The 14,479-nt window shown below is 65.6% G+C and carries 16 protein-coding genes; 6 read left to right on the forward strand and 10 right to left on the reverse strand.

Annotated features, from left to right (window positions below; genetic code table 11):
- Nucleotides 1-54: 54 nt before the first annotated feature.
- Together ACMGRF_RS08230 and ACMGRF_RS08235 are read right to left on the reverse strand one after the other, a co-directional pair.
- Entirely contained in the window at nucleotides 55-531 is a 477-nt protein-coding gene (locus ACMGRF_RS08230) for a DUF1348 family protein (RefSeq protein WP_049416430.1), read from the reverse strand.
- A 62-nt stretch (nucleotides 532-593) separates the two neighbouring features.
- Complete coding sequence (locus tag ACMGRF_RS08235; RefSeq protein WP_049416434.1) at nucleotides 594-1,163, reverse strand: TetR/AcrR family transcriptional regulator; 570 nt, start codon at nucleotides 1,161-1,163, stop codon at nucleotides 594-596.
- A 168-nt stretch (nucleotides 1,164-1,331) separates the two neighbouring features.
- Here ACMGRF_RS08235 and ACMGRF_RS08240 point away from each other — a divergent pair, with 168 nt between their 5' ends.
- A complete protein-coding gene (locus ACMGRF_RS08240; protein ID WP_414485814.1) occupies nucleotides 1,332-2,285 on the forward strand; it encodes an alpha/beta fold hydrolase in 954 nt (317 codons plus the stop codon).
- A 107-nt stretch (nucleotides 2,286-2,392) separates the two neighbouring features.
- Here ACMGRF_RS08240 and ACMGRF_RS08245 read toward each other — a convergent pair whose 3' ends face one another.
- Complete coding sequence (locus ACMGRF_RS08245; RefSeq protein ID WP_414485815.1) at nucleotides 2,393-5,029, reverse strand: excinuclease ABC subunit A; 2,637 nt, start codon at nucleotides 5,027-5,029, stop codon at nucleotides 2,393-2,395.
- Between the two features lie 177 nt (nucleotides 5,030-5,206).
- Between ACMGRF_RS08245 and ACMGRF_RS08250 the strand changes: the two genes are divergently transcribed.
- The 3 genes from ACMGRF_RS08250 to ACMGRF_RS08260 all read left to right on the forward strand — a co-directional run bounded on the left by ACMGRF_RS08250 (nucleotide 5,207) and on the right by ACMGRF_RS08260 (nucleotide 6,282).
- Nucleotides 5,207-5,485, forward strand: coding sequence for a hypothetical protein (locus tag ACMGRF_RS08250; RefSeq protein WP_134709879.1), 279 nt, complete (start codon nucleotides 5,207-5,209; stop codon nucleotides 5,483-5,485).
- A 123-nt stretch (nucleotides 5,486-5,608) separates the two neighbouring features.
- On the forward strand, nucleotides 5,609-5,863 hold the full coding sequence (locus ACMGRF_RS08255; RefSeq protein ID WP_049416445.1) for a hypothetical protein: 255 nt from the start codon (nucleotides 5,609-5,611) through the stop codon (nucleotides 5,861-5,863).
- Nucleotides 5,860-6,282 (forward strand): low affinity iron permease family protein, encoded by a 423-nt coding sequence (locus tag ACMGRF_RS08260; protein ID WP_049416449.1) that lies wholly within the window; start codon nucleotides 5,860-5,862, stop codon nucleotides 6,280-6,282. Before ACMGRF_RS08255 ends, ACMGRF_RS08260 begins: the two co-directional genes overlap by 4 nt.
- Before the next feature lie 27 nt (nucleotides 6,283-6,309).
- Here the strand turns inward: ACMGRF_RS08260 and ACMGRF_RS08265 are convergent, their stop codons facing one another.
- Nucleotides 6,310-7,803, reverse strand: a complete 1,494-nt coding sequence (locus ACMGRF_RS08265) for an FAD-dependent oxidoreductase (protein WP_049416451.1) — start codon at nucleotides 7,801-7,803, stop codon at nucleotides 6,310-6,312.
- A 222-nt stretch (nucleotides 7,804-8,025) separates the two neighbouring features.
- Between ACMGRF_RS08265 and ACMGRF_RS08270 the strand changes: the two genes are divergently transcribed.
- Complete coding sequence (locus ACMGRF_RS08270) at nucleotides 8,026-8,256, forward strand: hypothetical protein (protein ID WP_049441027.1); 231 nt, start codon at nucleotides 8,026-8,028, stop codon at nucleotides 8,254-8,256.
- 9 nt (nucleotides 8,257-8,265) lie between these two features.
- Here the strand turns inward: ACMGRF_RS08270 and ACMGRF_RS08275 are convergent, their stop codons facing one another.
- The 3 genes from ACMGRF_RS08275 to ACMGRF_RS08285 all read right to left on the reverse strand — a co-directional run bounded on the left by ACMGRF_RS08275 (nucleotide 8,266) and on the right by ACMGRF_RS08285 (nucleotide 11,593).
- Nucleotides 8,266-8,715 (reverse strand): BLUF domain-containing protein, encoded by a 450-nt coding sequence (locus ACMGRF_RS08275; protein ID WP_049416458.1) that lies wholly within the window; start codon nucleotides 8,713-8,715, stop codon nucleotides 8,266-8,268.
- A 138-nt stretch (nucleotides 8,716-8,853) separates the two neighbouring features.
- Entirely contained in the window at nucleotides 8,854-11,403 is a 2,550-nt protein-coding gene (gene ligD / locus ACMGRF_RS08280; protein ID WP_180878924.1) for a DNA ligase D, read from the reverse strand.
- Nucleotides 11,404-11,416: 13 nt separating this feature from the next.
- The gene (locus ACMGRF_RS08285) at nucleotides 11,417-11,593 is read right to left on the reverse strand and encodes a DUF3606 domain-containing protein (protein ID WP_065426543.1); all 177 of its coding nucleotides are present in this window, start codon (nucleotides 11,591-11,593) and stop codon (nucleotides 11,417-11,419) included.
- 248 nt (nucleotides 11,594-11,841) lie between these two features.
- On the opposite strand from ACMGRF_RS08285, the gene ACMGRF_RS08290 reads away from it, so the two are divergent.
- On the forward strand, nucleotides 11,842-12,339 hold the full coding sequence (locus ACMGRF_RS08290) for a ferritin-like domain-containing protein (protein ID WP_414485816.1): 498 nt from the start codon (nucleotides 11,842-11,844) through the stop codon (nucleotides 12,337-12,339).
- Nucleotides 12,340-12,378: 39 nt separating this feature from the next.
- Here ACMGRF_RS08290 and ACMGRF_RS08295 read toward each other — a convergent pair whose 3' ends face one another.
- Genes ACMGRF_RS08295 through ACMGRF_RS08305 form a run of 3 tightly spaced genes read right to left on the reverse strand, consistent with a single transcriptional unit; the run spans nucleotide 12,379 to nucleotide 14,337 of the window.
- A complete protein-coding gene (locus ACMGRF_RS08295; protein WP_414485817.1) occupies nucleotides 12,379-13,113 on the reverse strand; it encodes a DNA-formamidopyrimidine glycosylase family protein in 735 nt (244 codons plus the stop codon).
- Nucleotides 13,106-13,873 (reverse strand): DUF72 domain-containing protein, encoded by a 768-nt coding sequence (locus tag ACMGRF_RS08300; protein ID WP_049416465.1) that lies wholly within the window; start codon nucleotides 13,871-13,873, stop codon nucleotides 13,106-13,108. Before ACMGRF_RS08300 ends, ACMGRF_RS08295 begins: the two co-directional genes overlap by 8 nt.
- The gene (locus ACMGRF_RS08305; RefSeq protein WP_049416469.1) at nucleotides 13,870-14,337 is read right to left on the reverse strand and encodes a BLUF domain-containing protein; all 468 of its coding nucleotides are present in this window, start codon (nucleotides 14,335-14,337) and stop codon (nucleotides 13,870-13,872) included. The genes ACMGRF_RS08300 and ACMGRF_RS08305 overlap by 4 nt, the downstream gene beginning before the upstream one ends.
- Between the last annotated feature and the right edge of the window lie 142 nt (nucleotides 14,338-14,479).

Consider the following 14,479-nt stretch of genomic DNA (forward strand, 5'->3'; position numbering starts at 1 on the left):
ATGCCGGCCGCCCCATCGTACCTGAGCGCGCTTCGGAAGGCGCCTCGGCGGGAATCACATACCCAGCTCCGACAACCCCGGATGATCGTCCGGCCGACGCCCCAGCGGCCAATGGAACTTGCGGTCGCTTTCCTTGATCGGCATGTCGTTGATGCACGAGAAGCGGCGCTGCATCAGGCCATCGGCGCCGAATTCCCAGTTTTCGTTGCCATAGGAACGGAACCAGTTGCCGGAGTCGTCGCGCCATTCATACGCGTAGCGGACGGCAATGCGGTTCTCGGTAAAGGCCCAGAGCTCCTTGATCAGGCGGTACTCGAGTTCCTTGTTCCATTTGCGTGCCAGGAACTGCGTGGCTTCCTCCCGGCCGTTGATGAACTCGGCACGGTTACGCCACTGGGTGTCGAGCGAATACGCAAGCGACACCTTGTCGGCATCGCGGGAATTCCAGCCATCCTCGGCAAGGCGCACCTTCTGCGTGGCCGATTCAAGGGTGAACGGAGGAAGCGGCGGACGGGGCTGTTCAGCGGACACGGGGAGACCTCCAATCGAAATGGATATACGGGTTGCTTCAAAGGATCTGGCGTACTCAGGCGCTAACGCTTGGCCTGTTCCAACAACAGCTTCGCGACATCCTTCGCGGCGTCTGCGGCGCCGTAATCACCCATCACGCGCGACAGGGTGATGGCGCCTTCCATCAGGACCAGCAGCTGACGGGCCAGTATCGCCGGCTGCTCCACATCCAGTTGTCCGGTAAGTTCCAATGTGTAATCGAGCAGCTTCTGCTTGTGATCACGCGCGATCTGCCGGATCGGATCGGCCGGGTCGCCGACCTCGCCTGCGGTGTTGATGAACGCACACCCGCGATAGCCCTCGGACTGGAACCAGTTATTGAGCACGGTGAACATGCCGAGGATGCGTGCTTCCGGGGTGTCGGCCTTGTCGCACTCCTGCCGGAACCAGGCCAGCCAGCGCGCATCGCGCGCCCTCAGCGCAGCAGCGGCCACGTCGTCCTTGTTCTCGAAGTGGCGGTAAATGCTCTTCCGCGCCACGCCCGAGGTCTTCACCAGCAGGTCCATGCCCGTGGCGTGGATCCCGTTCTGGTAGATCAGCGCCTCGGCCGTGGCCAGGATCTTCTGATGGGTATCGGTGGTGACCTTGCTCATGGCTGCAAGGTAGAACGGACGTTCTACCTTGTCAACAGGCGATCGCCAGCGATTCGTACGCGCACATCCGTGCAAGACGATCTATCAAGAAATCCGGACAGTTCATCACCCGGATGCCTGATCACAGGCGCAAAGTACGTCTCACCACCCACCCATGAGAGTTCCCGCATGAACACCTTCGCCCGCTCCCTGGCTATTGCCACCCTCGCCCTCTCGGTCCAGGCCGGCCTGTCCGCGCAGGCCGCCGAACCGGCCAAGCCGGCTCCGGTCACCGCCATCGCGCGCACCGCCAGCTACATCACCACCGCCGATGGCGTGCAGCTGTACTACAAGGACTGGGGCCCGAAGGACGGTCCGGTCGTGACCTTCAGCCACGGCTGGCCGTTGAACTCGGACAGCTGGGAATCGCAGATGATCTTCCTGGCCAACCACGGCTACCGCGTCATCGCGCATGACCGTCGCGGTCACGGGCGCTCCAGCCAGCCGTGGGACGGCAACGACATGGATCACTACGCTGATGACCTGGCCACGGTGATCAATACGCTGGACCTGCACGATGTGACGATGGTGGGCTTCTCCACCGGTGGCGGCGAAGTGGCGCGCTACATCGGCCGGCACGGCACCGGGCGGGTGAAGAAGGCCGTGCTGATCAGCTCGGTGCCGCCGTTCATGCTGAAGACCGCCGACAACCCGAACGGCCTGCCGATCGAAGTGTTCGACGGCATCCGCAAGGCACAGATGGAGAACCGCGCGCAGCTGTACCGCGACATTCCGTCGGGCCCGTTCTATGGCTTCAACCGCCCCGGCGCGAAAGTGTCGCAGGGGCTGATCGATGCGTGGTGGGCGCAGGGCATGCAGGGCGGCCACAAGAACACCTACGATTCGATCGCCGCGTTCTCGGCCACCGATTTCCGCGCGGACCTGAAGAAGTTCGATGTGCCCACCCTGGTCATCCACGGTGACGACGACCAGATCGTGCCGATCGATATCTCAGGCCGCCAGTCGGCAAAGCTCATCAAGGGCGCAAAGCTGATTGTCTACCCGGGTGCGCCGCACGGCCTGACCGATACCCACAAGGACAGGGTCAACCAGGACATGCTGACGTTCCTGCAGGAAAAGTGAACCGCCGGGGGCTCCGGCGATGCGCCGGAGCCCGCTTTCTGTTGAAAGGCGCGGCCTGGACGCCGCAAGTCGAGCACAGGAAATCGATAGCCGAGCATGACTCGGCTCTACACAAGCGCCAACTCCCTGACCAGGAACGGTGCCGTCCTGCTGCCCTTGGCGCGGGCCACCTGATGCGGCGCCCCGGCCGCCACGATGGTGCCGCCCGCGCTGCCTGCACCAGGCCCTACATCAATCACCCAGTCCGCCTGTGCGACAGACCGCATGTCGTGCTCGATCATTACCACTGTGTTGCCTGCGTCCACCAGCCGCTGAAGCTGCACCAGCAACCTGTCCGCGTCTGCTGCATGCAGGCCGGTGGTGGGTTCATCCAGCACGTACAGCGAGCGCCCGCGCTGGCTGCGCTGCAGCTCTGTGGCCAGTTTGATGCGTTGCGCCTCGCCACCTGAAAGTTCCGTGGCTGGCTGGCCCAGCCGCAGGTAGCCCAGGCCGATCTCCTGCAGCATCTGCAGCGGGCGGGCGATGGCCGCTTCTTCGGCGAAGAACGCATGGGCCTGGTCCACCGTCATCTGCAGGACCTCGGCGATGTTGCGGCCGTTCCACAGCACCTTCAGCGTGGCTTGGTTGTAGCGGGCGCCATGGCAGGTCGGGCATGGCGCATAGACGCTGGGCATGAACAGCAGTTCGACGCTGACGAAGCCCTCGCCTTCGCAGGTCTCGCATCGCCCCTTGGCCACGTTGAATGAAAAGCGGCCCGCGTCGAAACGGCGGCGGCGCGCGTCGGGTGTCGCGGCAAACAGCTTGCGCACGTGGTCGAACAGGCCCGTGTAGGTAGCCAGGTTGGAGCGTGGCGTGCGGCCGATGGGCCTCTGGTCTACCTGTACCACGCGCTGGATGGCGTCCACGTCGCCGGCCAGCTGGCCGCGCGTGGCTTCGATCACGGTGGGTCCATCGTCGGCGCTGTCATCTACCGTCTCGTGCCCCAGGTGCAGCAGCATCAGCTCAGGCAGGGCCTGCGCCATCAGGCTGGACTTGCCCGAGCCGGAAATGCCGGTCACCGCGGTCAGCACTCCCAGCGGCACCTGCGCGTCCACGCCCTGCAGGTTGTGGCGGTGGATGCCTTTCAGCTCCAGCCAGCTGCCGGCGCTGCGTTGCCGGCTGGCAGGCGCAGGCACCTGGTCGAACAGGTAGCGCGCGGTGCGCGATGCCTCGATGCCGCGCAGGCCGTCGGGCTTGCCACTGTAGAGAACCCGCCCGCCGTGCTCGCCCGCCTGCGGCCCCACGTCCACCAGCCACTGTGCACGCCGCATCAGTTCCAGATCGTGTTCAACGACGAACACCGAGTTGCCTCCATCGCGCAGGCGGTCCAGCGCGTCGTACAGCGCCTGGCTGTCGGCAGGATGCAGGCCGGCTGAGGGCTCATCGAGCACGTACAGCACGCCGAACAGCAGGGAACTGAGCTGCGTGGCCAGCCGCAGTCGCTGCAGCTCGCCGGCCGACAGCGTGGGCGTGGCGCGATCCAGCGACAGGTAGCCCAGGCCCAGGTCGCGCAGCTGCCGCACACGCGCCATGACGCCGCCGGCCAACCGCTGTGCCGCCAGGCGCTTTTCCTCTGACAGGGCCGAGGTCAGGCGCACGTCGGGGGCGCCCTCGTGGGTCGCGCGGCCACTTGCTGCCCGCTTGGCGCGATCACGGGGCGTTGCACGCCTGCTGGTACGCGCGCCGTGGCTGTGTGCACTGAAGTTGCCCTGCGCGATGGGCTCGAGCAACGCTGCCAGCTGATCCAGCGGCAGCCGCATGAACTCGCCAATGTCCACGCCGGCGAAGGTGACCGAAAGCGCTTCCGGCTTCAGGCGCTTTCCGTGGCAGGCGGGGCACAGCCGGCCCTCCATGTAGCGGGAAACACGCTTGCGCATCAGCGCGCTCTGGGTGTTGGCAAAGGTGTGCAGCACGTAGCGGCGTGCCCCGGTGTACGTGCCCATGTAGCTGGGCTCCAGCTTGCGCTTGAGCGCGGCGCGGGTCTCGGCGGGCGTGAAGCCGGCATAGACCGGCACGGTCGGGGTTTCCTCGGTGAACAGGATCCAGTCCCGGTCCTTCTTCGGCAGCTTCTTCCATGGCACATCGATGTCATAGCCCAGCGTGACCAGGATGTCGCGCAGGTTCTGGCCATGCCAGGCCGGTGGCCAGGAGGCGATGGCGCGCTCGCGGATGCTCAGCGATGGGTCCGGCACCATCAGCGCTTCGGTCACTTCATAGACGTGCCCCAGACCGTGGCAGGTGCTGCAGGCACCCTGCGGAGTGTTGGGCGAGAAGTCTTCGGCGTACAGCATGGGCTGGTGGGCCGGGTACGCGCCTGCACGCGAATACATCATGCGCACCAGGCTGGACAGCGTGGTCACGCTGCCCACCGATGAACGTGCATTGCTGGCACCGCGCTGCTGCTGCAGGGCGACCGCCGGCGGCAGGCCGTCGATGGCGTCCACGTCCGGCACGCCCGCCTGGTCGATCAGCCGGCGCGCATACGGTGCGACGGATTCGAAGTAGCGCCGCTGCGCCTCGGCGAAGACCGTGCCGAAGGCCAACGAGGACTTGCCGGACCCCGATACGCCAGAGAACACCACCAGCGCATTGCGTGGAATGGAGACATCGACATTCTTCAGGTTGTGCTCGCGCGCACCGCGGACCTCGATGCAGCCGCTGGCTGCGGCAGCACATGACGACTCGCCAAAGGGGGTGTTGGACATCTCAGCATTCCTGCATTCGGTGGGCGGATCGCGCATGGTGCGCCCGAGCAGCCATTGTCGCCGGTGCGGAGTGAATGGCGCGAGGGCGCCGGAGGCGGGATGCTGTCTTCACCTCCCCTTCGTACGGCGTTGCCCAGCCACGGGCTAGCGTGGAGAGCCCACACACCGGAGGCTGCCATGCACCCCGACGTACTCGGCTGGGCCGCCACGGCGGTACTGATGGCAACCTTGATCCGTCAGATGGTGAAGCAGTGGCGGTCGTCCAACCCGGAAGCCGTGTCCAGGTGGCTGTTCGCAGGCCAGATGACCGCATCTGCGCTGTTCACGGTCTACAGCGCGATGCTCGGCAGCGTGGTCTTCGTGGTGACCAATGCAATGCTGCTGTTGACGGCGGTCGTGGGCCAGGTGCTGGCGTGGCGCCGCCGTGGCCGCCCCCGGAGGCCCCCACCCTGCTGATTGTTAACGCGCGTTGCCTGAAGGATTGACGCCACGTTGCCCCGCCCTTGATGGGGCCGCTCACCGCGCATTCCTATGCTGGGCCCGCCACCTGCGAGGTGGTGATCAACCTGGAGATGTACCATGCAACGCGACCAGAAAGACCTTCCCCATCCGGACACGGAGGCGCAGCGCCCCGAGCCTGTCAGTCCGCTGCAGGCAAAGCTGCACAACCACCGCAATCATGACGAAGCGCTGCAGGAAACCTTCCCCGCCAGCGACCCGATCTCTCCCTTCGTCGCTGCACCCACGCCGGACGAGCAGGCCAAGCGCCTTGGGGAGCGGGTCAGGCTGCCAGACCGCCGAACGGATGAGGAGGCCGGCGGAGGTGACCAGTGATCCGGCGCGGTTTCGCCCGTGTCGCGGCCGCGACGGCGCGATGGTCCGGCAGCCTGGGGGCATTCGTCGCAGCGCTGGGGGTGATCATCACCTGGGCTGCCAGCGGGCCGGCTTTCCACTTCAATGACACGTGGCAGCTGGTGGTGAATACGGGGACGACCATCGTGACCTTCCTGATGGTGTTCCTGATCCAGCATACGCAGAACGCCGATACCGCAGCGCTGCACATCAAACTGGATGAACTGATCCGTGTCAGCAAGGACGCAAACCAGGAGCTGTTGAACCTGGAGTCGATGGAGCCGGCCCACCTTGAAGAGATACGCCAGCGTTACGAGGCACTGGCGAAGACCGCTGCAGACATCAAGTCCAAGAAGGAGCGCTGCATGCCCTGCGATGCGGACGCGGCCGCCGAAGCCTGAGGTCGCTGTTCCGGCGGCTGCCTGCGCCTATAACTGTTCTGGGCTGAGGCCCTGCCTGGCAGGGCCTTCCAGCAGCGCTCCGGTGGCGGAAAAGCGGCTGCCGTGGCAAGGGCAATCCCATGTGCGCTCATGGCCATTCCATTGAACAACGCACTTCAGGTGCGGGCAGAGCGCCGACATCGTGTGCAGGCGTCCTCCCTCGTCGCGGTAGACCGCAGTCCGCTTTCCATCGACGTCCAGCAATGCGCCGCAGCCACGGGCCAGCTCGGTGGGTGAGTGCGACGGCGCAGCAGCAAGGCGATCTCCCACCATGTGCCGCGCAACCGTGCCATTGGTACGGGCCCAGCCGGCCGCCGAGCGCACCGGTGTGAAGCGCATGGGGCTGAGCAGCTGCTCGATCTCGCTGGTCGTGCCGATGATTCCCTCGGTGATCGCACGCGCGGCCACGCCCGCCCAGGTCAAGCCGTCCGGCCCATAGCCGGTAGCCAGCCACACATTGTCGTGCGCGCTGCTGCCGATGTAGGGCAGCTGGTCGGCTGCACGGAACTGCTGCGCGGACCAGCACAGCGGCTCGCCCTGCACGGTGAAATTGCGATGCGCGTCGGCGACCAGATGCTGGGCTGGATCCATGGGCGGCGTTTCGCCGGTGCGGTGGGTCTCGCCGACCAGCACCAGCCAGTCACGGCCGTCAGTGCCGCGCACCCCGCGCAGCGAGCGGTGCCGATCGGCGATCCAATGAATGCCTGCCGCGGGCGGCGTGGCAACCGGTACCGCCACGCCGTATTCGCGGTAGACCTCCATCTCGGCCTGCACCAGGTTGAAACCGGCTGGCGAATGGGTGGCCAGCACGAAGTGCCTGGCGTGGATGCGGGCTCCGTCGGCCGTCGCAACCCCGGCGGATGCCTCGATGCTGTTGATCCGGGTCCAGTCGTGGATGCGCACCCGGCCCGCCAGATGTCGCGCCAGCTCAATGCAGAACGCCGCCGGATCCAATTGCGCCTGATCGGCAACGCGGAAGGCGTGGCCCAATGCGAACGGCAGCCCGGACTGGTGGTGTTCGCATTGCAGGCCGACGCGCTGATAGGCCTGCAGCTCACGCTCGAATCGCGCAGTGACCTCACGGGTGCGCTCCTGCATGCCGTACTGCATCGCCACGCGTTCGAAGCCACAGCGCAGATCGTAGCGGTGAACCAGTGTTTCGATGGACCGCAGCGCCTGCTGCCGCCACTGCACGATGCGACGGGCCGTGTCACCGCCCCAACGCGCGATCAGGTCTGCCAGCCGGGAAACCGGCGCGTAAAGATTGCCCGTGGACATCACCGTATTGCGCCCGCCGATGGGCCCCGCATCGACCACCAGCACATCCAGGCCGCTATCGGCCAGGCGGGCCGCTGTCAGCAGGCCGGTCATGCCAGCACCAACCACCAGCACGTCCGCCTGCGTGGTTCCGGCAAGTGGGCGGAAGCTGTTCGATTCGGCATCACGGGACCAGAGGCTGGCGCGCGGTAACGGGTCGGCCATGAATACACCCTTGCAGAGTCAGCTGGAAGCCTTCCCTGATACGCCGTTGGGGGTGAAACAGCAGTGGTGCGTCCGTGCAGAAAATGCTCACACGCGTAGCCGCAGCGATGCCGATCAAGGGCGGGTGAACATCGCGTGGGCGATACGCCTGCGCCCGCTGTGCGGGCGACGACGCCTCCCTTGCAGTGCGGTCGCTAGCGTGCCTGGAAGGAGGAACCCGCTGTGAGCACGCCCCTGGAGATCGACCTGATGATCGCGCAGCTGGAGGAAATGCTGCCGGAATGGGCGGCGTTCTACCCCGAGCCGCAGTTCATCCAAATGCTCGCCGAGGCGCTGGACTTCATTGCTGCCAGTGCCGACTCCGATGCCCGGATGTATTGCGTGATGCGCACCGGGCACCTCAACGTGTGCAGCGGAGAGATCCCGTGGGCGGCGCGCCATGGAGGTGGTTAAGCCAGTACGTCAGGCCGCGATGGCATAGGGTTCGACCAGCCTGGCCAGGATATCCATCGCCGTCTCAGCGTCGGCCTGGCCGTCGCTGTGCTGCACAAACCCCAGCCAGTCTGCGCAGGCCAGGCGTCTCAACGCCGCCGGCTGCGTCGGGAGCCAGCGCATCGGCCAGAACGGGAGACGCCGGTTGCCTACCCTGCCGCGCTGCAACTCGATCAGTCCCGTGTGGCTGGTAGCACCGAGCACCCGTGAGTACGCCACGCTCAAGCCGTCCTCGGGCCCCTCCAGGTACTGCAGGAAGCGGGCGCCGTCGAACAGTAGGACACCGGTGACGCCGGCATTCCGGTTGAAGCGGGCGGCGTCGTCCACCAGTTCGTCCAGCTTCACGCTGCCCAGACCCAGCGGGTCACCCGCAACGGCTGGGGCCGCTTCACTCACGTATGCGACTGCCCTGATCGGCATTGGCTGCTCCTGTAGCGAATCCCCCCAGATCCCGTGTCGAGAGCATAGGCCAACCGCGCCGCCGGTATGTTCCGACGCTGTGTATTTTGTGGATCAGTTGGGTTCGGACAGACAGACGGTACGCAGAGCGCGCCCGGGCTACCCGTCTGCCTGCGCCCATCGCGCAAGATTCTGTTTCACTTTGTCGATGCCGGCCCACGGGTCCCTGCGGCGCCGTTTGAGCTTTGCTGGCACATCCCTGATCGTGAACGCGTCGGCGCGCTTGAGTTTGGACAGATCCCCCCATGCAATCGGCAGCGCCACCGGTGCCCCCGGCCTGGCCCGCAACGAGTAGGATGCGACCGCCGTTGCTCCGCGCCCGTTTCGCAGATAGTCAACGAAGATCCGCTTGTTGCGCAGGCTTTTGGTGGCTGTTGCCAGGAACCGCTGCGGCTCGGATTGCGCCAGGGCTTCGGCGAAACCCTTCGCAAAGCGCTTGGTCAGATCCCAATCACATCCCGGATTGAGCGGCACGACCACGTGCAGGCCCTTGCCGCCGGATACACGCAGGAATGACTCCAGCTCCAGCTGCGCCAGCAGTTTGCGGATGTCGGTGGCCGCTTTCTTGACCTCGGCAAAGGGCACGTCCGGTCCTGGATCCAGATCGAACACCACCCGGTCGGCCTGCTCGGGCGCTTCGGCGTGGCTGCCCCACGGATGGAATTCCAATGCGTTGAACTGCACCAGTTCGAGCAGGCTGGCCGGGTCGCGCACGACCAGGTAATGGGCATTGATGCCGCTTTCTTCCTTCAGCCTTGCCGCGTCGACCAGTTCCAGTCCGGCCGTATGGTGTTTCTGGAAGAAGCAGGGTTTTGCGGTGCCACTGGGGCATCGGATGATCGACAGCGGGCGATCAATCACCTCGGGCAGGAGATGATCCATCACTGCCGTGTAGTAATCCCACACGTCCTGCTTGGTGTAACCGTCGCCGGGAAACAGGATCTTGCCCGGAGACGACAGCGACGGCGGCACGCGATCCGCCGCCGGTGCCTTCCTGGTCCTGCGCGCAGGTCGCGAGGGTGCCGGTGCGCGCGCCGCCGCCCGGGACGTTCCAGCGCGATCGGAATCGGCAAGGTCGGCGATATCCTTGTCGGCCCGCACCGCTTTCAGCGACGCCTGGCGCAACAGCTTCTGCCCGCCGATCCCGCGATAGAAGACCTCGACCACGAAACGCGGTTCGAACCAGGTCGCAGCGCGCAGGTCGGTGTCCTGTGTGGGCACGTAGGCGGTCGGCTTGCGGCCGCCACCGCCCTTGATGCGCTTGCTGATGTCGCCGATCAGCTCGTCCGAGAACCCAGAGCCGACGCGGCCGGCGTAGAGCCAGCCATGCTTCGCATCCGGCCGGGCCAGCAGCAGCGAGCCGAAGCCCGTGCGGCTGCCTTTGGGTGCGGTATATCCGACCACCGCGAACTCGTCGCTGGCCAGTTGCTTGGTCTTGCGCCAATCCTCGCTGCGGCCGCTGTGGTAGCTGCGGTCGGCGCGCTTGGAGATGATGCCCTCGAAATGCTGCTCGCCGGCCACGCGATAGGCTTCATCGCCATCGCCTTGCACATGCGAACTGAACGCCAATGGGCTGCCCTGCCCTTCCAGCACGGACTGCAACAGGGCCTTGCGCTCCAGCAAGGGCGCATCAGCGACATCCACACCATCAAGATGCAGCAGATCGAACAGTGCATACGTCAGCACGCCTTGGCGCTCGCCGGAGAGCGTGGCCTGCAGCAGGTTGAAGTCCTCCTTGGTGCCGGCGCCGGCGATGAGCTCGCCGTCCAGTGCGGCTGAAGTCAGGCCCAGCGCCGCCACCGCGTCACGTATCTCGGGGATCTTGCCGGTCCACTCCAGTGCATTCCTGGACCAGAGCTGCACATTGCCCTCGGCGACCGTGGCAAGGATGCGGTACCCGTCCCATTTGATCTCATGGACCCACTGCTCGCCCTGGGGCGGCGCGTCTCCCAGCTTGGCCAACTGCGGTTCGAATGGACCGGACGGCGCGGCGCCCTTTCTTGCCCTGCTGAGCGCCAAGGCCTTCTTCGCCCAGTTCTTTGGCCGGGTGCGCCTGGCAGGTACTGTGGCGAGCCTCTTCTTTGCAGTCTTGCCGGCACCCGACCGCTTCAGATCCTCCGGAGGGGGTTCAGCGACATCCGCCAGCAGATCGTCCGCCTCGATATCGCCGGCAAATTCGTCGTCGTCCTTGAACAGCAGCCACTGCGGCTGGCGCGCCGGCTTCCCGGAGCGGACCAGATGCCATCCGCCCTTCAGTTTGGCGCCGAACAGCTCGAAGCGCAGATGTCCCTTGGCAAGCTGTGCTTCCGGGTCGCCCTGCGTGGCCCATACACCGTGGTCGAACTGGGCAACATGGCCACCGCCGTACTGGCCCTTGGGGATCTCGCCTTCGAAGGTCGCGTAGTCGACAGGATGATCCTCCACCTCCACCGCCATGCGCTTGACCTTCGGGTCGTAACTGGGCCCTTTGGGCACGGCCCAGCTCTTCAGCGCGTCCCCGACCTGCAGGCGGAAGTCGTAGTGCCTGCGGCTGGCATGGTGCAACTGCACCACGAAGATGGCGCGTTGGCCTTTTGGTAGCGCCTTGCCCGGCTCGGGCTCCTGGGTCTGGTCAAAACGACGCTTGCGGCGGTACTCGACCAGGGACATGGGCAACTCCGCGCTATTTTCCCAGATGCTTGCGGACCGCAACGGCGGTGGGGCCGACCGCCGCGACAGCGGCACGAAGTTCTGCGGCGGACACGCCCAGCGTCGCGGTCCAGTACTGCAGCTCGTAATCTTCATTGACGTTGATACGATCCCGGTCCGGGCTGCCGGTGTTCTTCTTGTCATCGCTCATGGGAGTCTCCACGGGTGATCGGGCGTGAAGTGACCGTACCGGCCGGTGCATGGGTACGAAGCGATGCCATTGTGAAGCCATGGCGAAGACCTGGATGCATCGGCGGCAACAGATGCCGACAGATTCCGCATCGTGAAGACAGCGCGCAGAGTTCGGGTGGACGTTCCCATGCCGCCTTCACCTGGCCCCTGCCCGATCGCAACCGGGCAGGACCTACGCTGCGCACTCCACTCACTGCGGAGCCCAGTATGGCTATCAAGACGGCGGAAGACCTGTTCATCCACGAACTCTCGGACATCCACAGCGCCGAGAAGCAGCTGACCAAGGCCCTCCCACGCCTGGCCCGTGCGGCCGAGAACCCGGACCTGGCCATGGCGTTTGAGACGCACCTGGAAGAAACCCAGGGCCAGATCGAGCGCATCGACCAGGTGGTGGAGATCCTGGGCATTCGCCTGAAGCGCATCAAATGTGCGGCGATGGAGGGCCTGGTGGAAGAAGGCAAGGAAGTGATCGACAGCATCGACAAGGGACCGGTGCGGGATGCGGCCCTGATCGGCGGCGCGCAGAAGGTCGAGCACTACGAGATTGCGTCCTACGGCACCATCGCCGCGCTGGCCAAGCAGCTGGGCTACAAGGACGCCCTGCCGCTGCTGCTGGAGACGCTGGAGGAAGAGAAGGCCACCGACGAGAAGCTGACCCTGCTGGCCCAGGGCGGCGGCAACGCCAAGGCTGCACAGGCCGCGTGATCGGCGCGCCGCGGAATACGGCTGCCACGGACGGCAGCCTCAGGTCCCGTACAGTACCTGATCATTGGGACAGAAGAACGTGCGTCGCCGCGTCGTCCCCAGATAGAGCTTGCTGATCGGGCCACCACACAGGGGACAGACCTTTTTCGTGTGCACCTGCCAATGCTTCTTCAGCTCGAAGCGGCGCTTCCACTCCAGGAAATCGAAGCTGTAGGCGCGAGCCTGCTCGGTCAAGGCGGTAAGCCTGCGTGGCGGCAGGTCGCCCAGCCGGGAGGCGGGATGCACGCCTATCCGGAACAGCACCTCGTTCTTGATGATGTTGCCCACGCCGGCGAAGACGGTCTGGTCCAGGAGCGCATCACAGACCATGACGTCCGGCAGGGCCTTCAGCTTGCGCCGGGCCAGCTTCGGATCCCAGGCATCGTTCATCACGTCCGCGCGCCAATCGTAGACATCGTCCAACGGCTCATCGATCAGCCGCACGGAGCACGCATAGAAGTTCAGCTCGCCATTGTCGAACATCAGGGATACACGCGGCGGGGTTGGCTTCCTTTCATCGATGCGCCAGCTGCCGAACATCATCAGATGGATGCGCAGCGTGTGGCGGCTGAACTCCAGCAGGAAGTGCTTGCCCCAACTGCGGACCGCCTTGACCCTGCGGCCCTGCAGCGGTGACAGGTCGATGCGGCTGTTACCGGACACGGTGCGGACCACGTGCCCCTTGAAATGGCTTGCGGCTTCGCGCAACAGCACGATGGAAGGACCTTCAGGCATGTGCGTTCTCCGACAGCAGCGCCTGCAGGCGCAGGGCGTTGCGGGTGGCATGGCCCAGTGCGGTATTGTCCAGTACGAACCAGGCGGGTCGTTGCGCGTCGGATTCGCGCCGCAGCCGTTCCGCGAGCCCGGCCAGGGCCTGTTCACTGTACGCACTGCGATAGATCTGCGGTTGGCCGTGCCAGCGCCAGTAGCTCCACGTGCGGTCACCGCCGGGGATCGCTGCCGCCGGCACACGTGCCGGATCCGCGGCGACCCGTGCAACGCCATGCGCGCTCAACAGCGCATCGACCTCCGGCGTGAACCAACTCGGGTTGCGCGGCTCGCACGCCAGGTCGGCTCGCGTGCGTGCGCGCAGGCCCCGCAGGAAGGTTTCGGTCGTGATCGTGTCGTACACCAGGCTGGGCGGCAACTGCAGCAGCAACGGACCGAGCTTTCCGCCCAGCGCCAGCACGCCTTCAAGGAACTGTTCGAGCGGTTGCATTGCATCGCGCAGCCGACGCTCATGGCTGATCTCGCGCGGGAGTTTCACCGCGAACCGGAAGCCCTCCGGAACGCTCGCGGCCCATCGCGCGTAAGTCCTCGGCTGGTGCGGTCGATAGAAGGCCGAGTTGATCTCCACCATCGACAGGCGTGTGGCATAGCGCTGCAGCAGGCTGTCGCCCGCGCCGAACGCTTCCTGATCCGCCCGCGGCAGCGACCATCCCGCACAACCGACGCGTGGTGGGACGGGCGCAACCGGGGCGGCTGTGGCCTTCATCGTGCCAGCTGCCCGTCCAGTTCCGTGATGCTGGCCGCAGCTGCCTCCGTGTGCGACTGCGAGACCGATAGCAGTCGATCCAGGGCACTGGTGCCCGACTGCAGCGCCGACGCGCTGCGCACGAAGCCGGTCCAGTCGGAGATGGCGATCTTTCCGAGCGCCAGCTCGTCCACCCGCACGCTGCGCATCCGCCAGTGCGGAAACTGTCGACGCCCCACCCTGCCCCGGTTCAGTTCGACGATTCCACTGTGGCTGCTGGCGGCCAGAACGCGCGTGTAAGCGGCCTTGATTCCTGCCTCCGGGCCTTCCAGGTACTGCAGGAAGCGCGAGCCATCGAACAGCAGTGTGCCGGTGACATCGACGGATTCGTTGAACTGCACCGCCTCCGCCACAAGCTGCTGCAGCCGTTGTTCCGTCAGGTTGCGGGAGGCTTCACTTACGTAGGCAATTGCTCGAAAAGGCATGGCACCACCGGTTGTTGCAGACCGCTCTACCTTAGCCACACGAATCGTACGCGCGGTGAGATCGGTGTGGAGGCTGCGTCGAACTGTGGCGTAGCCCTTCCGCATCGCGTTGACGCGCGGTTGGGTTGTGGAAGACGTGCCT

The sequence above is a fragment of the Stenotrophomonas sp. EMP41 genome, from assembly GCF_047495535.1.
In the GTDB taxonomy this organism is placed as follows: Bacteria; Pseudomonadota; Gammaproteobacteria; order Xanthomonadales; family Xanthomonadaceae; genus Stenotrophomonas; species Stenotrophomonas sepilia.